The sequence below is a fragment of the Pelagibius sp. genome (assembly GCF_028289705.1).
Classification (GTDB): Bacteria; Pseudomonadota; Alphaproteobacteria; order Kiloniellales; family Kiloniellaceae; genus Pelagibius.
Genome location: NZ_JANQOI010000056.1, coordinates 1 through 19,291, shown reverse-complemented (window position 1 = coordinate 19,291; position 19,291 = coordinate 1). Strand labels below are relative to the sequence as shown.

The window sequence follows — 19,291 nt, the reverse complement described above, 5'->3', positions numbered from 1 at the left end:
GCTGCCTACGGGACAGTCATCATACCTCGATCGTTAGGCCGTCGTAAGCCGGCTCCACGCCCGGCGGGCAGCGGCCTCGCAGTTCATCGTAGTCGAGGCGCTCGTTCATGTGGGTCAGCACAGCGCGCTCCGGCTTCACCCGGGCGATCCACTCCAGGGTCTGGGCGACGTGGGAATGGGTGGGGTGCGGTTCGTCGCGCAAGCAGTCGACGACCCAGAGCTTGACCCCCTCCAAGGCGGCGAAGGCGGCCTCGTCGAGGGCGCTGGCATCGGTTGAGTAGGCGATGTCGCCGCAGCGAAACCCGAGACTGCTGTCCGGCCCGTGCTGCTGGACGAAGGGTGTCACCGGCACGTCGCCGACCCTGAAGGGTCCGTCGACCACATGGTCCTCCAGCAGCGCCGGATAGAGGTTCTCCGGCCCGCGGCTGGAGACGAAGGCATAGGCGAAGCGGGTGGTGAGCGCGTCGCGGGTGGCGGCGTCCATGTAGGCCTCGATGGGCCGGCGCCGCGCGTAGACGATGCCGCGCAGGTCGTCCAGGCCGTGACTGTGGTCGGCATGGGCATGGGTGAACAGCACGGCATCGAGGGCGGTGATGCGGTTGTCCAGGATCTGCTGGCGCAGATCGGGGGAGGTGTCGATGAGGATACGGGTGGCGGACTCCCCTGCCCCCGCTTCGATCAGCACCGAGACCCGCAGCCGGCGGTTCTTCGGGTTGGCCGGGTCGGCGGCACCCCAGTTGCCGCCGGGCTCGCGCGCCGCCACGGGCACGCCGCCGGAACCGCCGCAGCCCAGAACCGTCAGCTTCATGGCAATTGCTCCGTCCTGCGGCTCAGTCCTGCCGGGCGCGGCTGAACAGGCGGAAAAAGTTGTCGGTGGTGGTGTCGGCCAGGGCCGCTGCCGGCATGCCGTGCAGGTCGGCGAGGGCCGCTGCGGTGTAGACCACGTTGGCCGGCTCGTTGGTCTTGCCGCGCCTGGGCACCGGCGCCAGGTAGGGCGAGTCGGTCTCCACCAGGAGGCGCTCCAGCGGCACCGTGCGCACCGTGTCGCGCAGCGCGCCAGCGGACTTGAAGGTCACGATGCCGGCCAGGGAGATGTAAAAGCCGATCTCCAGCGCCGCCCTGGCCAGATCCGGCCCGGCGGTGAAGCAGTGAATGACGCCGGGGAAGGCCCCTGCGGCGAATTCCTCCTGCAGGATCGAGACGGTGTCGTCGTCGGCGTCGCGGGCGTGGACGATCAGCGGCAGGCCGGTCTCCCGGCTGGCGGCGATATGGGCGCGGAAGCTCACCTGCTGGGCCTCCCGCGGCGAGTGCTCGTAGTAGTAGTCGAGCCCCGTCTCGCCGATCCCCACGACCTTCTCGTAGGCGGCCAGTTCGAGCAGGCGCGTGGGGTCCTTCTGGCCCTCCTTGCCGGCCTCGTGAGGGTGGACTCCGACCGAGCAGTAGACCTCCGGAAAGCGCTCGGCGATCGCCTGGATTTGAGCGAACTCGCTGAGCTTGGTGCAGATGGTCACCAGCGTCTCGACGCCAGCCGCCCGGGCGCGTGCCACCACCGGCCCGATATCGCCGTCCCGCGCCAGGTAGTCGAGATGGCAGTGGGAGTCCACCAGCGGCCGTTCCGCTACTGCAGCCGGCGTGACAGCGGTCACGGCTCAGACGTCCTCTTCGACGAACTTGGCGAACACGGGCTCTGACATCGGCAGCGGCGTACCTGCCGCAAGGCGCGCATCGAGTGCCGTGAAGTCGCGCGCGTCCGGCGCGACGCTCAATTGATCCAACATGGACGCGGTGGCATCGGGCATCACCGGCTGAGTCAGGATCGCCAGCTGGCGGATTGTATCGGCCAGCACGTAGAGTACCGTCGCCATGCGCTCCGGATCGCTCTTCTTGAGCTTCCAGGGGGCTTCCTGGTCGATGTAGCGGTTCGCCGCCGAGACCACTTCCCAGACCTTGGTCAGGGCATTGTGGAACTGCTGGCGGTCGAAGTCCGCCCGCACCTTATCCAACAGTCCGGCCACGGCCTCGAACAAAGCCTCGTCCTGCGCCTGCAGGGCCTGCGGCTGCGGCACCTTGCCTTCGCAGTTCTTGGCGATCAAGGAGAGCACGCGGTGCGCCAGGTTGCCGAACTGGTTGGCCAGGTCGTAGTTCATGCGCCCGACCATCGCCTTGCGCGAGAAGTCGCCGTCGTTGCCGAAGGGCACTTCGCGCAGCAGGAAGTAGCGCACCTGGTCCAACCCATAGGTGGCGACGATCTCGCTCGGCACGATGACGTTGCCGAGGGACTTGGAGATCTTCTGGCCCTCGTTGGTCCACCAGCCGTGGGCATAGACCCGCTTGGGCGGCGCGACGCCGGCGGCCATCAGGAAGGCCGGCCAGTAGACGGCGTGGAAGCGCAGGATGTCCTTGCCGACCATGTGAACGTCGGCCGGCCAGAAGGTTGTGAAGTCTTCCGATGACTCGTCGGGATAGCCGACGGCGGTGATGTAGTTGGTCAGGGCGTCGAGCCAGACGTACATGATGTGGCCCGGCGCATCGGGCACCGGGATGCCCCAGTTGAAAGTGGTGCGGCTGATGGAGAGATCCTTGAGACCGCCCTTCACGAAGCTGATCACCTCGTTGCGGCGGCTGGCCGGCAGGATGAAATCCGGGTTCGCCTCGTAAAACGCCAACAGGCGCTCGCCCCAGGCTTCGAGCCGGAAGAAGTAAGACTCCTCCTCCACCCACTCGCACTCGGCGCCCGAGGGGGCGATCTTCTTGCCGTCGGGGCCGTCTTCCAGCTCGCTTTCGGCGTAGAAGGCCTCGTCGCGCACGGCGTACCAGCCGGCGTAGGTGCCGAGGTAGATGTCGCCGGCGTCCACCAGCTTCTTCCAGAGGCTACGGCAGGCCTCCTTGTGGCGGGCTTCGGTGGTGCGGATGAAATCGTCGTTGGAGAAGTTCAGCAGATCGGAAAGGGCGCGGAAGTTCTGCGACACCTTGTCGGTGAAGGCCTGAGGATCGACCCCGGCCGCCGCGGCCGACTTCTCCACCTTCTGCCCGTGCTCGTCGGTTCCGGTGAGGAAGCGCACGTTGAAGCCGTCCAGGCGCTTGAAGCGAGCCAGCACATCGCAGGCAAGCGTGGTGTAGGCGTGACCGATGTGGGGATCATCGTTCACGTAGTAGATGGGGGTCGTGATGTAGTACGCCGGCTTTCCTGCCGTCATCGGGGGTCTCCATCGGGTCGGCCGGCCGGCGCCCTAGGAGGCCCCGCTCTCCAGCGACAGAAAGGCGGTCAGAACCACCTGTTTCCGGTCCAGATTGGCCGCCTCGGTCCGGGCGAAAAGGCGGCTGATCTTCTCCCACAGGCCAAGCCATTGCGCAAGGGGCTGGCCGGCCAGCAGCCGCCCCGTCAGGGCCGCCTCTCCCGACACCACCTCCTGGACCTCGGTGCCCATGGAGCCGGCGCGGACCAGACGCCCCAGCCACCAGATGAGCAGGGCCATCCCGGTTTCGAAGGCGGCCGGGTCCTTCGCCTGTCCCCAGCGCTCGGCCAGGGCGTGCAGCGCCTTGACGTCGAGGGCAGGCAGGGTCCCCAGCAGCGCGATCATATCGCCATAGAGCGCCAGCCCGCCGTGGCGTGCCAGGGACAGGGCACGCCCGATGCTGCCTTCGGAGAGCCGCGCCAGGGCCAGGGCCTCCTCGCCCGAGAGGCCCGGTTCGTGGCTCTGCAGCAGCTCTGCCACCAGATCCTCCCCGAGAGGTGCCAGCGCGAGCTGGCAGCAGCGCGAGCGGATTGTGGGCAGCAGGGCACCGGGCGCATGGCTCACCAGCAGCAGGAGGCTACGCGGCGGCGGCTCTTCCAGGATCTTCAGGAGGGCGTTGGCGGCGTTGCGGTTCATTTCGTCGATGGAGTCTACAATGGCCACCCGCCAACCCCCCTCGCCCGCCGTCATGCGGGCGAAGGACAGCAGCCGCCGGACGTCGTCGACGGGGATCACGCTGCGCATCTTCCCCTTCTCGTCGGCCTGACGCTCCAGGGTCAGAAGATCGCTGTGGCCGCCGGCGGCGACCCGCCGGAAGACCGGATCTTCGGGCGAAACGTGGAGGGTTTCCGGGGAATCCCCGAACAGGCCAACCTCCTGGGTCGGTTCAGCCAGGAGATAGCGGGCGAAGCGATAGGCCAGCGTCGCCTTGCCGACCCCGCGTGGGCCGGTGAGCAGCCAGGCATGGGGCAGACGGCCGGAGGTGGCGGCCCTGAGCAGCGTGGCTTCGGCCGCCTCCTGGCCTTGCAGGCCGTCATTCAGGCGCGGCTGCGGCCAGACCGGGGCCTTATCGCTCACGGCGAGAGGTCCTGGAAGCGGTCGGCAACGGCGTTTCGGATCGCCGCAGCCACCGCGTCCTCGCTGCCGGAGGCGTCGATCAGCCGGCAGCGCCCGGGCTCGCGCCGGGCAATGTCGCGAAAGCCTTCGTAGAGGCGTTCGTGAAAGCTTTCGTCCATGGACTCGTAGCGGTCCTCCGCCGCGCCGCTGTCGCCGATCCTCTGCCGGGCCCTATCCAAGCCCGCCTGCGCCGGCAAGTCCAGGATCAGGGTGAGGTCCGGCGTGAAGTCGTCCAGCACGAGGCGATAGAGCGCCTCCACCGGGGCGCGACCAAGGCCGTGGCCGAAGCCCTGGTAGGCCAGGGTGGAATCGGCGAAGCGGTCGCTCACCACCCAGGTGCCGGCGGCCAGAGCGGGTTGGATGGTCCGGACGAAATGGTCGCGGCGCGCGGCGAAGTGCAGCAGGGTCTCGGTCATCGCGTCCCAGCGCCCCGCCTCCCCGGTCACCAGCAGATCGCGGATCTGCTCCGCGCCGGGGCTGCCGCCGGGCTCGCGGGTCTCGACGACCGTCAGGCCCTGATCCCTCAGCCAGGCAGCGAGCCGGCCCTGCTGGGTAGATTTCCCGGTCCCCTCTCCGCCTTCCAGCGTGATGAAACGGCCACGCCCGGTATCGGCGGATGTCGGCGGCCCACTCAAGGCGTTCCGAGGAGGAGGAACTTGATGCTGGCGGCAATGCGCCCGAAGGGACCGAGTTGCTCGACGTCGCTGCCCGCCATCAGCGGCACCTCCACCGGCACACCATCGGGCCAGGAGATCCGGAGTTGCGCAATCTCCTGTCCAGCCGGCACCGGGGCCGGGATCGGGCTGTCGTAAACCACGGAGACCTTCATGCCGTTGCGGGCGTTGCGCGGCAGGGTCACCGTCAGGTCGTCGGCGATCACCAGGGGCACCGTGTCCTCCGCGCCCAGCCAAACCGGCGCCTCGTCGACGGTTTCCCCGGCCTTGAAGAGGGCATAGTTGCCGAACTCGCGGAAGCCCCAGGACATCAGCCGCTCGGCCTCGGCGGAGCGCGCCTTGATGCTGGGCAGGCCGTTCAGCACCAGGATCAGGCGGCGGTCATTCTGAACCGCGGAGGCTGTCAGCCCATAGCCGGCTTCTTCCGTGTGGCCGGTCTTCAGGCCGTCCGCGCCGATGTTCTTATACAGAAGCGGATTGCGGTTGCCCTGGCGGATGTCGGACCAGGTGAACTCCTTTTCCGCGTAGTAATGGTAGTGCTCGGGATGGTCGGTGATGAGCCGGTGGGCCAGGGTCGCCAGATCGCGCGCCGTCATGCGGTGGTTCGGGTGTGGCCAGCCGGTGGCGTTGGCGAAGGTGCTGCCGGTCATGCCGATTTCCCGGGCCCTGGCGGTCATCTGGTCTGCAAAGGCTTCCTCGCTGCCCGCCAGCCCCTCGGCCAGAACGATGCAGGCGTCATTGCCCGACTGCACGATGACGCCGCGCAGCAGGTCTTCCACGCGGATCTGGTCGCCCACCTCCACGAACATCTTGGAGCCGCCCATGCGCCAGGCTTTCTCGCTCACCGGCAGCTTGTCTTCGAGGGACAGACGCCCGTCCTTCAGGCGCTCGAAGACCATGAAGGCGGTCATGATCTTGCTCATGGAGGCCGGCGGCATGGAGACCTCGGAATTCTTGTCGAGCAGGACGGCCCCGGTCTGCGCATCGAGCAGCAGGGCTTCGCGCGCCTGGGTTTCAATGGCGGCGGCCGGCGTCGCCAGGGGCCCGCCGAGCCAGAGGCCGGCCGTGACGCCGAGAAGCAGGACAAGGGGCTTGAACCAATTCATGGGGCGGCTACCTCCAGCGCCTGAAGGAAGAAACGGAAGGACAGTCGATGGCCACGGTAACGGCAGATTGGGCCGAAACTGTGGTGCCGTTGGCAGGGCCTCGGGCGCGCAATGCTGCGGGCGGGACAATCCGGGTCATTCGACAACCACCTTGGCGTTGGTGATGCCGTTGTAGAGCAGCCGGTTCAGCATCGAATCCGCCTCTTCGACGCTCCGAAGCGGCCCCACACGGACCCGGAAGAAGCGGTTGTCCCCGATCACCGCGCGGGAGATCTGGACGTTGCCGAGTCCGGAGAGGCGCGCGCGCATGCGCTCGGCATTGGCGATCTGAGTGAAGGCGCCGGCCTGGACATAGAGCCGGGTCGCACGCACCGCCCGCTGGGTGACCAGGGGTTCCGCCGCGACGGGGACGGACGCCTGGGAGGCGTCGAGCACCGAAGCCTGGGCAACCCGGGTCGGTTCGGCCGACGGCGCGGGCGCGGCGGGGGCCGTTCCACCGACCGGGGGCAGTTGCTGCACCGTAACCGTCTCTACGGGGACCGCCGGCGGCGCGCCGGGCGTCGGTTCCAGTCCCTTCGCCTGGCTCTCCAGGCGCCGGCTTTCCCCCTCCAGCACCTGAACCCGCACCTTTGCGGTGCCCTGGCGCAGGAACCCCAGGAGTTCGGCGCCCCGCTTCGACAGATCGATGATGCGGCCATGGGCGAAGGGGCCGCGGTCGTTGATGCGCACGCGGATCGAGCGGCCGTTCTCCAGGTTGGTGACTTGCACCATGGTCGGCATCGGCAGGGTGCGGTGCGCCGCGGTCAGGGCGTTTTGGTCATAGACCTCGCCGTTGGCCGTGCGCTTGCCGTGAAAGCCGGGGCCGTACCAGGAGGCGATCCCGGTCTCGTCATAGCTGAAGTCGACACGCGGGTAGTACCAGATGTTCTTGATCTGGTAGGGCTTGCCCACCTTGTAGGTGCCCTTCGGGACCGGCGGCGGTTCGGGCTGGGCCTGAAACCGCTTGGCGTTGTGCACCGCCAGTTCGGTCTCGGCACAGGCGGCCAGGACCGCCGAAAGGCCCAGCAGAAGCAGGCCGATCCTGACCCATCCGGTCATCATCTTGTAGTCTCGCAAGCATCCCCCCACTGGATGTTGTAGTCTAAGGCGCTTCTTTCTGTCCCGCAATGCCACGGCCCGGCGCCTTCCTGCTGCCCGCCAGCTCTATTGGCCCCGCAGCAGTTTTAGGATTTCTAGGGTCGGGTGGCCGTCGGCAGGCTCGCCCACCGAGCGCTGATAGGCGCTGAGCGCCGCCCGTGTCCGGCGGCCGACCAGTCCATCCGGTTCGCCGGCGTCATAGCCCTTGGCGTTGAGCAAGGTCTGCATCTCTTCGATGTCTCTGACGCTGATCGCCTTCTCCTCCGGGAGCGAGGCCAGGGCCGGCGCGCCGGCGATGCGGTCGGCGAGATGACCCACCGCGAGGGCGTAGAGAATGGAGCGGTTCCAGATCAGAATCGTGCGGTAGTTCCGGTACACCAGGAAGGCGGGTCCGCGATGGCCCGCCGGCAGCACGAGGGAAGCCTCCAGGTCGGCCCGCGGCAACGGCCCGCCGTTGCCTTGCTTCAGACCATGCACCTCGGCCCAGGCGTTGAGGGGTTTGCGCTTCTTGAGGCTGGCGTGGCCGTAGTCGAAGCCCATCGGCAGCAGCACCTCGCGGCCCCAGGTCTCGTCGCCGCGCCAGCCCTCCTGCGAGAGGTAGTTGGCGGCCGAGGCGAAGATATCGGGCAGGCTGTTCCAGATGTCGCGCCGGCCGTCGCCATCGAAGTCCACGGCGAAGTTCACGAAGGTCGAGGGAATGAACTGCACCTGGCCCATGGCGCCGGCCCAGGACCCGGTCATGCGCGCGGCGGCGATGTGGCCCTCGTCCAGGATCTGCAGGGCGTTTAGCAGTTCGCTGCGGAAGAAGGCGCCGCGCCGCGTGTCATGGGCCAGGGTCGCAAGGGCGCCGATCACCGAGAAGCCGCCGGTGTAGTCGCCGAAATTGCTCTCCAGGCCCCAGAACGAGACCAGGAACCGCGGTTGCACCCCGTACTTGGCCTGGACCCGCTCCAACAGGCCGCGATGCTCCTGCAGCAGCCGTTGCGCCCGCTCGACCCGGCTCTCGGTCACGCTGGAGCGCATGTAGCCGCTGAAGGTAAGCGTGAACTCGCGCTGGCTGCGGTCCTTCTCGAGCACCCGGGCAATCGGGGTCACGCCGGCGAAGGCGGTCTCGATGGTATCGGCGCGGATTCCCTTGGCCGCGGCTTCCTGCTTGAACGCGGCCAGCCAGCTTTGGAAGTCCGCGTCGCCCTGCTGCGCCTTCAGGCTCCCCGGGCCGAGGACGGCCATCAGCATGCCAAGCGACAGGGCGGAAATGACTGAAATCAGCCTGGGCATGAAACTGCTCACCTCACGCTTCGCGCCACCGGGTCGCCGGCGCCTCTGATTTGCCATACTGCGCCGGACGCGCCCTTGTGCCACAAGCTCAAGAGTCTTGGCAATCCAGGCGACTCGCCCCGAATAGCCCGTCCCGCCGGCGCCGGTCGCGGTGCCGCCTATCGCTAGTCGGTTACCTCAAAGGTAATGGTGTCGGCGGCGATCAGAAAAATCACCGCCCCGTCCGCCGCCTTGTAGGTCCACTTTTCGAGGGGGCCGAACTTGGAGACTTCGCTGGGCTCGCCGAGGACGGCTTCAAGTTCCGAACTGGTCGAAGCGCCCTCCGCCTTCTTGATGATGTCCGCCTTGCTGGGCGCAAAGCAGCCGGTCAGAAGCAGCAGGAGGCCGAAAGCAGATGCAGTTACGAGACTACGCACGACGTCAACATCCCGAGTGACTTTGGTTAACAACCTTCTAATGGCGCCGGACGGGGCGGGCAAGATCGCCGCTGACGGCTTGGCACCCGCCCGTCCCTGCCTCTGTGGCCCTGAAAACGAGGGATCGAAAGGAAAAGCCCCGCCGGGGAGGCGGGGCTTTCGAGAGGTCGATGCAATCAATTTCAGGAGACGGTCGATGAACCGTGAATGCAGTGTGCACCCCAGATGGTAAACAAATGGTTAACAGCTTAATGATTCGTGAAAAAACTTCGTTACTTTGTTCGGTGGTAGACCCGGCAGTTGGTGGTGCCCTGCCCGCGGAACAGGTAAACCACTTGATTTTCCGCCATTTTCCCCCGATCCACCAGGCTGCCGTGGCCGCCGACCGCCGCGCCGTAGGTCAACCCATCGACGATCCCGACGAAGAACTTGTCGCGTTTCTGGCGGAACCGGCCCTTGCTGCAGGCCTTGGAGAGGTCGGCATTCAGCATCCAGCGCTCGATCAGGCGTCCCTCGTCGCGCACCAGGATTCGCGAACCGGCACGGGCCTGCTTCGTTTTGCCCGAGATTCCGGCGCTTCCGGCGCTGTCGCTGGGCCGGTGTTCCTGATAGTGGCTGGGGTGGGTCGTCAGCATTTCGCCGGCCATCGCGAGGCCGCCGGCACAGCCGAGCACCCCGATCATGGTGCCGACCAGAAACAGCTTGATTCGAATGTCCATCGCACTGGCTACCTACCAGATTGCACCACAGGCCGCTCATCCTGAGCCCGGGAAGCCTATCAGCTTGGCCCTATGGCCGGGTTAAGGGCCGTGATGAACAAATCGTTAACAAAGGGTGCATTGAAACCGAGCGGCCCAGGCGCACGTATCAGACGATGAGGGGAGCAGAGGAATCAGGGGCCTGCCGGCGCGAGGATTCGCCGGATCACGGGCCCCCAAGCATGACCTATGGGAGACGGATATCACCGCCTTGAACCTCTATCTGGCTGACGAGCCGCAAGACCAGCGCGCGCCCGAGCCAGCCCCCGCCGTCGCGCTTGCGTCCATCGCAACGGCGGTTCCCCCCTACACCCTGCGCCAGGAAGACGTGGTCACCACGGCCAGGTCCCTGTTTGGCGGCCGCCGGATCGACATCGAGCGTCTGCTGCCGGCCTTCGCCAATGCTGGAATCAGCACGCGGCGATCCTGCGTGCCCATCGAGTGGTACCTCGAAGCCAGCGACTGGGCGGGCCGCAATCAGCTCTACATCGACAACGCCCTCGCCCTGCTGGAGGACGCCAGTCTTACCTGTCTGGCCGGTGCCGGCGTGAAGCCAGAGGAGGTCGACGCCATCGTGGCGGTCTCCACGACGGGGGTGGCAACCCCCAGTCTGGACGCACGGCTGATGGACCGCCTGCCCTTCCGGCGCGACGTGCTGCGGCTGCCGATCTTCGGCCTCGGCTGCGCCGGCGGTGTCCTGGGCCTCTCCCGCGCCGCGGCGCTGGCCGCTAGCCGGCCGGGCATGCGGGTGCTCTGTCTGGTGGTGGAGCTCTGCGCCCTCACCTTCCGCTCCGAGGACCGCTCCAAGAGCAACGTCATCGCCACCGCCCTCTTCGGCGACGGCGCCGCCGCCGTGCTGCTGGAGTCGCCCAAGGCCGGGGACTCAAGCCCGGTGTCCTCCGGGCCCGCGCTGCGCTTGGCGGGCTCCGGCGAATACACCTGGCCGGCCTCCCTGGACGTCATGGGCTGGACGGTGGAGAACGACGGCCTGGGAGTGCTCTTCTCCCGCGATATCCCGGCGCTGATCCGTGAGCGTTTCGGTGCGGCGCTGGACGAGTTCCTCCTTGCCCAAGGGTTGAGCCGTGCGGATTTCGACGGCTATGTCTGCCATCCCGGCGGCGCCAAGGTGCTCACCGCCCTGGAGGAGACCTTCGGTTTGGCAGACGGCGGCCTGGCGGAAGCCCGCGGCGTGCTGCGCGACTTCGGCAACATGTCCGCGGTCACGGTGCTTTTCGTGCTGGAACGCATGCGCGACGCCGGCATGCAGGGGCGCTATCTGATGACCGCCCTCGGCCCGGGTTTCACCGCCGGGTTCCAGATCCTGGAGGCCTGAGGCCGTGAGCGTCCTCTGGGCCGTCCTGCTTCTGGTGGCGCTGCAGCGCCTGGCCGAGCTTGTCTACGCCCGGCGCAACACCCGCCGCCTGCTGGCGGAAGGCGCGTCGGAGGTTGGGGCGGCGCACTATCCGCTCCTGGTCGGCTTGCACGCGCTCTGGCTGCTGGCCTTGGCGATCCTGGTTCCGCCCGACGCCACGCCGAACTGGCTGCTGCTGGCCGCTTTCCTGGGGCTTCAGGCCCTGCGCGTCTGGATACTGCTGAGCCTTGGCCGCTACTGGACGACGCGGATCATCACCCTGCCGCAGGCACCCCTGGTGCGCCGCGGGCCCTACCGCTTCCTGCGCCACCCCAACTATCTCGTGGTGGCCGGGGAGATCCTGATCCTGCCACTGGCCTTCGGGGCCTGGGAAATCGCCCTGGGCTTCAGTCTTGCCAACGCCCTGCTGCTGGCGCACCGGATCCGTCTGGAGAACGCGGCGCTCGCCCCGCGCCGCGTGGTTTCGTGACCCGCCAGTAGACTTCGCCCAGGAGGCCGCGGGGCAGGAAGATCACGCAGAGCACGAAGAGCAGCCCCAGTCCCAAGAGCCATCCCGCACCCAGCAGATCGGCCAGGCGGTCCTCGGCGAGACGGACGACGATGGCGCCGAGGAAGGCGGTCAGCAGGGCGCTGCGCCCGCCGAGCGCGACCCAGATCAAGACTTCCGTCGACAGCCCGAAGCCGATGAGCGGCGGCGAGACGAAGCCGAACTGGGTGACGAAGAGCGCCCCGGCGAAGCCGGCCACCGCCGCCGAGAGGGTGAAGACGCGCAGCTTCACCGCCCGCGTATCGTAGCCCAGAAACCCGGTCCGGGCTTCGTCGCTGCCGACGGCGCGCAGCAGCACGCCCTGCTCCGAACGCACCAGGCGTTCCAGCAGAACGTAGACCACCAGCGCGGCGACGGCGGTCAGATAGTAGAGCGGCAGGGGATCGAAGATCTCGACGGTGAAGCCGAAGCTGCCGAGATTGACCGGCGGCACGGACATCAGCCCGTTCATGCCGCCGGCATAGGGCCAGCGCGCCATCAAGCGTTCGGCCACGACGGCCACCGCCAGCATGACGATGGCCAGTTGGGCGCCCTGCAGGCCACGCCCGAAGAAGAGGAAGCGCCCCAGCAGGTTGGCGAAGGCCGCCGGCAGGGCGAGCGCCAGCAGCAACCCGAAATAGCTGCTGGTCCAGTTCTCCAGGCCCGGCAGCATGCCGAGGGTCGAGAGGCTCATGGCATAGGCGCCGAGACCGAAAAAGACCGCATGGCCGAAGCTCATCAGCCCGCACTGGCCCCATATCAGTGCCAGGCTCATGGCGAAGATCCCGTAGGTGAGATAGAGCGCGAGCTGGGAAACCTCCCACTCTCCGAGGAAGAACGGCAGTGCGAGCAATACGCCCCAGACCAGCACGTCGATCTGGATGCGGCGGTCGCGCAAGGGCTGCGGCACGGCGCTCATCGCGATGATCCGCCCCGCCTGATGAGGCCGCCGGGAAATACGCGGATGGCGACCACGGCCATGGTGAAGACCACGACCTGGGCCAGCACCGGCGACCAGAGGCCGGCGGTGATGCTGTCGGTGGCGCCGATCAGCCCGGCCCCCAGCACTGGCCCCGCCAGATGGCCGGCACCGCCCACCAGGATCGACAGAAAGGCCGGGATCAGAAAGCCGAGGCCCATCTGCGGATCGACGCTCATGATGGGTGCCATGACGGCGCCGGCCAGCCCCGCCAGGGCCGCGCCATAGGCGAAGGTCAGGCGGTCGAAAGTGCGGGTGGAGATGCCGAGGCAGGCGGCCATGGAGCGGTTGGCGATGACCGCCCGGGCCGCGAGGCCGAACCGCGTGCGGAAGAAGAGGTAGAAGGTCGCCGCCACGACGGCGAGCGCGACTGCCATGATGAACAGGCGGTAGGCGGGATAGCTGCTGCCGAAGATCTGAAGCTGGGTGGCGATGGGCGCCGTGGTGGACTGGGCGCCTGGGCCGAAGAGCAGGATGACGCCCTGCTTGATGGCGATGGAAAGGCCCCAGGTGGCCAGGATGGTATCGAGAAAGCGGTGATAGATGTGGCGGATCACCAGCTCTTCCATCAGCAGGCCGGCGAAACCGACGAAGAGGGTCGCGGCGATGAGCCCCAGCCAGTAGGGATAGCCGGCCTGCTGGAGGAGCACTAGGGTATAGGCGCCCAGCAGGAAAAGCTCGCCGTGGGCCATGTTGATGACCCGCATGAGCCCGAAGACAATGACCAGGCCCATGGCCACAAGGACGATGACCAGCACGTAGTTGGTGGCATCCAGGAGGAGGAGCAGCGCCTGATCCATGGTCCCCGCCCTCAGATCGCCAGATGCTTGTGCAGCAGGCTCATGTCCGCCCGCAGCTCGGCGGTGCCGGCCTCGGCCACCAGCACGCCGTTCTCTATGAACAGACAGCGATCGGCCAGGGTGAGCGCGAGTTCGACGTTCTGTTCGACGGTGATCAGGGTCAGCCCCTCCTCCGTCACCGCCCGGCGCATCGCCGCGCCCAACTCACTGACGATGGAGGGCTGCAGGCCTTCGGAGGGCTCGTCGAGGAGCAGCATGGCGGGCGCCCCGGCAAGGGCCCGGCCGATGGCGAGCTGCTGCTGCTGGCCGCCGGAGAGGCTGCCGCCCTTCTGTCCCCGCCGTTCGGCCAGGACGGGAAAGCGCGCGTAGATGCCTTCAGGAACGGCGGCGGAGAAGCCCTCCTTGGCGAGGGCGCCAAGCAGGAGGTTTTCCTCCACCGTGAGGTCGGCGAAGATCTCCCGGCCCTGGGGCACGAAGGCGAGGCCGGCCTTGGCGATGGTCTCCGGCTTGGCGCCGTCAATGCGCCGCTCCTTGAACCACAGCGCTCCCGTCCGGGCGGGCAGCAGGCCCATGATGGCGCGCAGCAGGGTCGACTTGCCCATGCCGTTGCGGCCCAGCAGGGCAAGGCTCTCGCCTTCCCCGACCTCAAGGTCGATGCCGCGCAGCACCTGGCTTCCGCCGTAGCCGCAAACCAGCCCCTCGATGCGCAGCATGCTCAGGCCTGCCCCAGATAGGCGTCTCTGACCAGCGGGTCGGCCTGCAGTTCGGCAAAGCTGCCCCGGCGTTCGATGCGCCCGCGCAGCATCAGGGCCACCGGGCAGTCGAGCTCGCGCACGAAGCCCATGTCGTGCTCGATGACCAGTACGGCGCAGCCGTGGTCGCGGTGGAGGTCGCGGATCAGCGCCACGGTGGCCGCCGTCTCCGCCCCGGTCATGCCGTTGGTCGGCTCGTCGAGCAGCAGCAGGCGCGGCCGGCCCGCCAGCACCATGGCGATCTCCAGCCACTGCTTTTCGCCGTGGGCCAGGGAGCCGGCCGGAACCTGGTCACGGCCGGAAAGGCGGGCCAGATCCAGCAATGCGTCGATATCGGCAGGAGCTTCGCTTGAACGGCCGCCGGCTGCCAGGACCAGGTTCTCGCGCACCGTCAGTTCGGGATAGATGCCGGGCACCTGGAACTTCCGCAGGATACCGCGACGGGCGATCTGATAGGGCTCCAGGCCCCGCAGCGTCTCCCCATCGAAGCTCAGGCTGCCGCGGTTGGCCGGGATGGCACCGGTGATGATGTTGAACAGGGTGGTCTTGCCGCAGCCGTTGGGGCCGATGAGGCAGAGCATCTCCCCGGCCCCGAGGGTCAGGCTCAGACCGTCGGCCGCGCGCACGCCGCCGAAGTCCTTCTCCAGCCCGGCGACCTCCAGCAAGGCTGTCACGTCTGCCAATGCGCTGCGGTCATTTGGTTTCGGCTTCCGAAGCGGCAAGCAGGCAGCGACCAAGCGCGAAGCTCACCCCCCTCCCGACCTCCCCCCATCAAGGGGGGAGGGAATTTTATAAGCCGCTTCAATAACTTCCCCCTCCCCCTTGGATGGGGGAGGGTCGGGGTGGGGGTGACAACCTCACCGCTAAGAGCCGTGCGCGGGTTTGCTCTTGCTTCTATGTCGCGAACCGAGATTGAACGCATCAGCCTGTTGCGTCCCAACTATTCTTGGCCAATCGAAAATGGTCGAAGCCTGTCAGCCATACACTTCGCCGGATCAGCCCGCCAGAGTGACCCGGCCGGCGATTTCCGCGCCCCGGGAGGCCATGAAGTAGAGTCCCATGTGGTGGGCCAGATCCTGGGGGTGGGCGGCGGTCTTGGGCAGGCCGAGGCTCTCGGCCACGGTCAGCGGCAGGTCGTAGGTCGAGCAGCCGTCGGCGTAAACCGAGATGTCCCTGAGGCTCGGCATGAGGTCGTGGTTGCGCGCCGACAGCAGCGTCAGCACGAAGTCCATGACGCAGATGTCGGTGCATATGCCGACGACCAGCACCCGCTGCAGCCCGGCGCTGTTCACCCAGTCCACCACCGCGTTGCTGCCGTCGGGGCGGATGGCGCCGACGAAGCCGTTGATGCAGTCCTTGCGCACCAGCGTGGTGTTGGGATCCTGCTCCAGCCAAGCCAGTTCCGGCACCAGATCCTCCTCGCCCGTGCCCGCCTCGCAGTGGGGCGGATAGGGCGGCTCCGGCTTGCCCGGCACGTGGGTGTCCAGGAAAGCGAGGATCGGCCAGCTCCGTCCGGTGAAGGCGCGGGCCAGGCGGTCGGTCTCCGCCACCATGGTGCTGACCTGGGCGTTGGGGGCCGGCGGCGCCAGATTGCCGGCGCCGACGGTGGCAAAGCCGTTCACCTCGTCGACGATGACGAGGCCCGTGTTCTCGGCGCCAAGCGTGAGTTCCACCGGGGCGACCGGCATGGCCGCCGCCAGATCGCGGGTGAGACTGGGCTGATCGGCGCTGTCGGGCATGGCGCCCTCCTCTCTTTCCTAGGTGCCGAAGGGCGGGCCTTAGCTGCAGCCGGCCTCGGGAGCGAGACGCCCCAGGTCTTGCACGGTGGTCAGCCCGTCGCCTTCGGTCTTGGCCAGGAACATCGGCAGGGTGACGTGGTGGTCGGCCGAGCCGATGGTGACCGGTCCCGCCGGGGAGGCCACGATCAACCCCTCCAGCCCGCCGACCACGGCCTCGCGGCTCACCTCGCCCTGGCGCTCCACAGCGTCTTTCAGGGCGTTGATGGCGTTGTAGTGGGTCATGACATAGTGGGAGATCGGCACGCCCTCGCCGGCGTTGGCGCGGATGCGCGCGACGAAGTCCTTCACGCCGGGACTGTCGTTGGAGGCGACGAAGGGCACGGTCACCCACATGTTCTGCCCGCCGCCGGGCCCGAAGGCGCCGAGGTAGGTTTCGGCGAAACCGAGGAAGCCGACGGTGACCTTGTCGAACAGCCCGAAGGCTTCGGCCTGTTTGATGAAGGTGATGCCGTCGCCGCCGGGCAGCGCGAAGAGCAGCACTTTGGCGCCGCTGTCGGCGATGCGGCGGATCACCGGCGCGAACTCCTTCACCCCCCAGGGCGTGAACTCGACCCCGGCGACCGAGCCGCCCTGCCCCTCCACGAGACCCTTGGCGGCCTCGAACATTTTCTGAGGCCAGACGTAATCGGCGCCGAACATGTAGGTGCTGCCGCCCACGGAGCCGTGCAGGTGCGGCAGCAGCTTTGCCAGCTCCTGGTTGGGCACGGTGTTGAAGCAGAAGAGATAGCGGTCGCAGGCGCCGCCCTCATAGTTGGTGGCGTAGAGCAGCGGGGTCTTGAGGCGCCGCACCGTCGGCGTCATGGCATCGCGGGCGTTGGAGGTGATGGGGCCGGTGAGCGCCACCACGTCCTCGCCGCGGATCAGCTTGGTCGCCTTCTCCACCGAGGTCTTGGGGTCGGTCTTGTTGTCCTCGTAGAGGACTTCGAGGGGCCGGCCCATCACCCCGCCGCCGGCGTTTATCTCCTTCACCGCCAGATCGATGCCCAGCTTCGCCTGGTTGCCGAAGAGCTCCAACCCGCCGCTGAACGGCAGCACCGCGCCCACCTTTACCGGGTCGGCGGCCCTGAGCGGCCGCGCGAATCCGGCGGCGGCGGCCAGGCCCGCGGCGGCCGTGCCGGCGGCCAGGACGCCGCGTCTGCTGATGTGGTGATGCTGTGGACGGTTCGTCTTGGCCATGTTCGCTCTCCCCTGCTGCCGTTTTCGGCGGTCTCCAAGCTCGGAAGTGTGCCGCGAGATGCAAAGCGCCGCAACCGGCCTGGGGTTGCAGGCCTGCGGACTTGAATTCGGGGGGACTCCCCGGGCCCCGTCCCGCCGCTTGCCTTTCGATCCGGGCCTGCCTAGAACCGGTGTCGGACGGCAGGCGGGCCCGATGGACGCTCAATCAGGGGCTTCGGGCCAGGGGCTTCGGGCAGGCCTTGCTGCGGATGGGTGGCCGAGCGGTTGAAGGCACCGGTCTTGAAAACCGGCAGGCGTGAAAGCGTCTCGTGGGTTCGAATCCCACCCCATCCGCCACCCTACGCCTTCGGCTTCGGGTGGCAGGCCACCCTGGTGGGGCCTGGCGCGCGAAGGCGCCTAGGCGTCGGAGTGTCTCCCGAAGCTCCGATCGGAGCGTAGGGAGACTGGCGCCATGTGGTATGTTTATTTCCTCGCTTTGAGCAACGGCGATATCTACGTCGGATCGACTGACGATCTTCGGCGAAGACTTACATCGCATGAGCGCGGGCAAGTGATTTCAACCGCCAGATTCTTGCCGTTCACCCTTAAATCATACGTAGCCGTTCAGACCGCCGCGAAAGCACGTCAACTCGAGAAGTATTTCAAGAGTGGTTCCGGCAAGGCCCTCGCCAAGAAGCGGTTCTGGTAGCTTCTTCCACATACACGAAAATCGATCACCATGCTCAGGACAGGAGTGAGGCATCGTGAGGACGGCACCATCGAAGACATCGCTAGACCAGTTCCTGCCAAAGTGGCTCTGGATGGTCGTCGGCCTTCAGGTCGTGATCGTTTCGGGCTTTGCCCTGGCGACGCTGTTCAACCCACCGCCAGACTTCAACTATACGACCATGGCCTATGTCACCCGCAATTTGGCGGCCGTGCTTGTCATCGTTGTGGCCGTATTCCTTCGCAGTCACGCAGCCCTGTTTGCGGCCTTGGCCGCGCGCGGCGTAACCGACATCGTCGACGCGACGACCGTGTTCACAATGAACGCGACGGAATTGGAGTCTGTTGTTCTGATGGTGGTGGCATTGTTGATCCTGCCGGCACTGGCCAGTCTGATATATCTGTGGAGACGCATGAAAACGGCGTAGGCGCTCTCGGCCGCTTTTTGACCACCAGAATTGAATTCGGCCCCCGATCAGGAAAGGTGCCCCATGATGTCGAACAAAGATCTGGTCATGAAGCTTCTCAAGGGGATTGAGACCGGCGACCCGGAGGCCGCGGCCGTTGTCAACGAGGCCAAGTACATTCAACACAATCCGCGCACAGCCGAGGGGAGCCCCGGCCTTGCCGAGCTGTTCGCGCGTTTGGCCAAGACCGACCCCCGGGTGACCTTCATGCGCGTTTTCGAGGATGGGGATTTTGTCTTCGCTCATGTCGAATACGACTTCAGCGAAGTGGAAGCGGCCTTCGAGGTCTTTCGCTTCGAGGACGGAAAAGCTGTCGAACACTGGGACAACCTCCAGCCGTTGCAGCCGCCAAATCCCTCAGGCCGCACGATGCTGGACGGTGAAACGGTGATCACGGATCTGGACAAGACAGAGGCCAACAAGGACCTGGCCGGCGGCTTCGCTCAACAGGTGCTGGTGGAACGGCGCCTGGATCTCATCGATACCTATATGGGCGACGATTTGATCCAGCACGACCCGGAACTTACTGACGGTGCTGCGGCGTTTCGAACAGCGCTCGAGGCCGAGACGCACGGCGAGGCCAGATTGGCGTATCGGCAGGTCCATCGCGTCCTTGGAGAAGGAAACTTTGCGCTTTGCATGATCGAGGGACACAAGGACGGGAGGCACTCCGGCTTGTATCATCTCTTCCGTATCGCAGACGGCCGGATCGTGGAGCACTGGAACACCGTGACGCCAATCGCGCCCCGGAGCGAATGGAGAAACGACAACGGGAAATTCTGAAGCCTGATATTGGCTAGGGCCTGTTGAGATTCATTTCGCCGTCGTGGCGGGAGCAGATATTCGCCAGGGCTAGGAGCGGGCGGCGCCGTGGGGTGGATCCCCCACAAGGCGTCCGCGACGCGGCCCTGGCGTATATCTGCCCCGTCCCGAAGGGATCCGGCGCATTTGGCCCGCGGCCGCGTCGCTCCTCGTCGAATATGCTCTGGCATGT

General features: G+C 66.9%; 21 protein-coding genes and 1 tRNA gene. 6 read left to right on the top strand and 16 right to left on the bottom strand.

The genetic code is table 11. The features are described 5' to 3' along the window. Window positions 1-19: 19 nt before the first annotated feature. The 10 genes from Q0996_RS06745 to Q0996_RS06700 all read right to left on the bottom strand — a co-directional run bounded on the left by Q0996_RS06745 (window position 20) and on the right by Q0996_RS06700 (window position 9,682). Complete coding sequence (locus Q0996_RS06745; protein ID WP_322096652.1) at window positions 20-808, bottom strand: MBL fold metallo-hydrolase; 789 nt, start codon at window positions 806-808, stop codon at window positions 20-22. 22 nt (window positions 809-830) lie between these two features. After that, window positions 831-1,646, bottom strand: a complete 816-nt coding sequence (locus tag Q0996_RS06740; protein ID WP_299617033.1) for a TatD family hydrolase — start codon at window positions 1,644-1,646, stop codon at window positions 831-833. Between the two features lie 3 nt (window positions 1,647-1,649). Then, entirely contained in the window at window positions 1,650-3,197 is a 1,548-nt protein-coding gene (gene metG / locus Q0996_RS06735; protein ID WP_299617032.1) for a methionine--tRNA ligase, read from the bottom strand. A 33-nt stretch (window positions 3,198-3,230) separates the two neighbouring features. Further along, window positions 3,231-4,313, bottom strand: a complete 1,083-nt coding sequence (locus Q0996_RS06730; RefSeq protein ID WP_299617031.1) for a DNA polymerase III subunit delta' — start codon at window positions 4,311-4,313, stop codon at window positions 3,231-3,233. Beyond that, window positions 4,310-4,987 (bottom strand): dTMP kinase, encoded by a 678-nt coding sequence (tmk, locus tag Q0996_RS06725; RefSeq protein ID WP_299617030.1) that lies wholly within the window; start codon window positions 4,985-4,987, stop codon window positions 4,310-4,312. Before tmk ends, Q0996_RS06730 begins: the two co-directional genes overlap by 4 nt. Continuing rightward, on the bottom strand, window positions 4,984-6,132 hold the full coding sequence (locus Q0996_RS06720) for a D-alanyl-D-alanine carboxypeptidase family protein (RefSeq protein WP_299617029.1): 1,149 nt from the start codon (window positions 6,130-6,132) through the stop codon (window positions 4,984-4,986). The genes tmk and Q0996_RS06720 overlap by 4 nt, the downstream gene beginning before the upstream one ends. Window positions 6,133-6,267: 135 nt before the next feature. Further along, entirely contained in the window at window positions 6,268-7,248 is a 981-nt protein-coding gene (locus Q0996_RS06715) for a septal ring lytic transglycosylase RlpA family protein (RefSeq protein WP_299617028.1), read from the bottom strand. 87 nt (window positions 7,249-7,335) lie between these two features. Then, a complete protein-coding gene (locus Q0996_RS06710; protein ID WP_299617027.1) occupies window positions 7,336-8,559 on the bottom strand; it encodes a lytic murein transglycosylase in 1,224 nt (407 codons plus the stop codon). A 152-nt stretch (window positions 8,560-8,711) separates the two neighbouring features. After that, the gene (locus Q0996_RS06705; protein WP_299617026.1) at window positions 8,712-8,963 is read right to left on the bottom strand and encodes a hypothetical protein; all 252 of its coding nucleotides are present in this window, start codon (window positions 8,961-8,963) and stop codon (window positions 8,712-8,714) included. Window positions 8,964-9,235: 272 nt separating this feature from the next. Further along, window positions 9,236-9,682 carry a hypothetical protein gene (locus Q0996_RS06700; protein ID WP_299617025.1) on the bottom strand — a complete coding sequence of 149 codons (447 nt, stop codon included), beginning with the start codon at window positions 9,680-9,682 and terminating at the stop codon, window positions 9,236-9,238. Between the two features lie 250 nt (window positions 9,683-9,932). Between Q0996_RS06700 and Q0996_RS06695 the strand changes: the two genes are divergently transcribed. Beyond that, window positions 9,933-11,054 (top strand): type III polyketide synthase, encoded by a 1,122-nt coding sequence (locus Q0996_RS06695; protein ID WP_299617024.1) that lies wholly within the window; start codon window positions 9,933-9,935, stop codon window positions 11,052-11,054. Window positions 11,055-11,058: 4 nt separating this feature from the next. Further along, window positions 11,059-11,562, top strand: coding sequence for an isoprenylcysteine carboxyl methyltransferase family protein (locus tag Q0996_RS06690; RefSeq protein WP_299617023.1), 504 nt, complete (start codon window positions 11,059-11,061; stop codon window positions 11,560-11,562). Here the strand turns inward: Q0996_RS06690 and Q0996_RS06685 are convergent. The 6 genes from Q0996_RS06685 to Q0996_RS06660 form a co-directional block, all read right to left on the bottom strand. Then, on the bottom strand, window positions 11,480-12,538 hold the full coding sequence (locus tag Q0996_RS06685) for a branched-chain amino acid ABC transporter permease (RefSeq protein WP_299617022.1): 1,059 nt from the start codon (window positions 12,536-12,538) through the stop codon (window positions 11,480-11,482). The two genes, Q0996_RS06690 and Q0996_RS06685, sit on opposite strands and share 83 nt — an antisense overlap. Further along, the gene (locus Q0996_RS06680; RefSeq protein WP_299617021.1) at window positions 12,535-13,398 is read right to left on the bottom strand and encodes a branched-chain amino acid ABC transporter permease; all 864 of its coding nucleotides are present in this window, start codon (window positions 13,396-13,398) and stop codon (window positions 12,535-12,537) included. The genes Q0996_RS06685 and Q0996_RS06680 overlap by 4 nt, the downstream gene beginning before the upstream one ends. Window positions 13,399-13,409: 11 nt before the next feature. Then, the gene (locus tag Q0996_RS06675; RefSeq protein WP_299617020.1) at window positions 13,410-14,111 is read right to left on the bottom strand and encodes an ABC transporter ATP-binding protein; all 702 of its coding nucleotides are present in this window, start codon (window positions 14,109-14,111) and stop codon (window positions 13,410-13,412) included. Window positions 14,112-14,113: 2 nt separating this feature from the next. Beyond that, window positions 14,114-14,824 (bottom strand): ATP-binding cassette domain-containing protein, encoded by a 711-nt coding sequence (locus Q0996_RS06670; RefSeq protein WP_299617144.1) that lies wholly within the window; start codon window positions 14,822-14,824, stop codon window positions 14,114-14,116. Window positions 14,825-15,145: 321 nt separating this feature from the next. Further along, window positions 15,146-15,889, bottom strand: coding sequence for an isochorismatase family protein (locus Q0996_RS06665; protein WP_299617019.1), 744 nt, complete (start codon window positions 15,887-15,889; stop codon window positions 15,146-15,148). A gap of 39 nt (window positions 15,890-15,928) precedes the next feature. Next, the gene (locus Q0996_RS06660) at window positions 15,929-17,125 is read right to left on the bottom strand and encodes a substrate-binding protein (protein ID WP_299617018.1); all 1,197 of its coding nucleotides are present in this window, start codon (window positions 17,123-17,125) and stop codon (window positions 15,929-15,931) included. A gap of 246 nt (window positions 17,126-17,371) precedes the next feature. On the opposite strand from Q0996_RS06660, the gene Q0996_RS06655 reads away from it, so the two are divergent. The 4 genes from Q0996_RS06655 to Q0996_RS06640 all read left to right on the top strand — a co-directional run bounded on the left by Q0996_RS06655 (window position 17,372) and on the right by Q0996_RS06640 (window position 19,080). Then, window positions 17,372-17,461 (top strand) — tRNA-Ser (locus Q0996_RS06655). A gap of 115 nt (window positions 17,462-17,576) precedes the next feature. Continuing rightward, window positions 17,577-17,813 (top strand): GIY-YIG nuclease family protein, encoded by a 237-nt coding sequence (locus Q0996_RS06650; RefSeq protein WP_299617017.1) that lies wholly within the window; start codon window positions 17,577-17,579, stop codon window positions 17,811-17,813. A gap of 55 nt (window positions 17,814-17,868) precedes the next feature. Beyond that, window positions 17,869-18,258 (top strand): hypothetical protein, encoded by a 390-nt coding sequence (locus Q0996_RS06645; RefSeq protein ID WP_299617016.1) that lies wholly within the window; start codon window positions 17,869-17,871, stop codon window positions 18,256-18,258. Window positions 18,259-18,321: 63 nt separating this feature from the next. After that, window positions 18,322-19,080: a nuclear transport factor 2 family protein gene (locus Q0996_RS06640; protein WP_299617015.1), complete on the top strand. Its 759-nt coding sequence runs from the start codon at window positions 18,322-18,324 to the stop codon at window positions 19,078-19,080. The last annotated feature ends 211 nt before the right edge of the window (window positions 19,081-19,291 follow it).

Coding starts and splice junctions, on each gene's coding strand:
- Q0996_RS06745 (WP_322096652.1), bottom strand. CDS start 808: ATGAAGCTGACGGTTCTGGGCTGCGGCGGTTCCGGCGGCGTGCCCGTG.
- metG (WP_299617032.1), bottom strand. CDS start 3,197: ATGACGGCAGGAAAGCCGGCGTACTACATCACGACCCCCATCTACTAC.
- Q0996_RS06720 (WP_299617029.1), bottom strand. CDS start 6,132: ATGAATTGGTTCAAGCCCCTTGTCCTGCTTCTCGGCGTCACGGCCGGC.
- Q0996_RS06700 (WP_299617025.1), bottom strand. CDS start 9,682: ATGGACATTCGAATCAAGCTGTTTCTGGTCGGCACCATGATCGGGGTG.
- Q0996_RS06685 (WP_299617022.1), bottom strand. CDS start 12,538: ATGAGCGCCGTGCCGCAGCCCTTGCGCGACCGCCGCATCCAGATCGAC.
- Q0996_RS06680 (WP_299617021.1), bottom strand. CDS start 13,398: ATGGATCAGGCGCTGCTCCTCCTCCTGGATGCCACCAACTACGTGCTG.
- Q0996_RS06675 (WP_299617020.1), bottom strand. CDS start 14,111: ATGCTGCGCATCGAGGGGCTGGTTTGCGGCTACGGCGGAAGCCAGGTG.
- Q0996_RS06665 (WP_299617019.1), bottom strand. CDS start 15,889: ATGCCCGACAGCGCCGATCAGCCCAGTCTCACCCGCGATCTGGCGGCG.
- Q0996_RS06660 (WP_299617018.1), bottom strand. CDS start 17,125: ATGGCCAAGACGAACCGTCCACAGCATCACCACATCAGCAGACGCGGC.
- Q0996_RS06650 (WP_299617017.1), top strand. CDS start 17,577: ATGTGGTATGTTTATTTCCTCGCTTTGAGCAACGGCGATATCTACGTC.
- Q0996_RS06640 (WP_299617015.1), top strand. CDS start 18,322: ATGATGTCGAACAAAGATCTGGTCATGAAGCTTCTCAAGGGGATTGAG.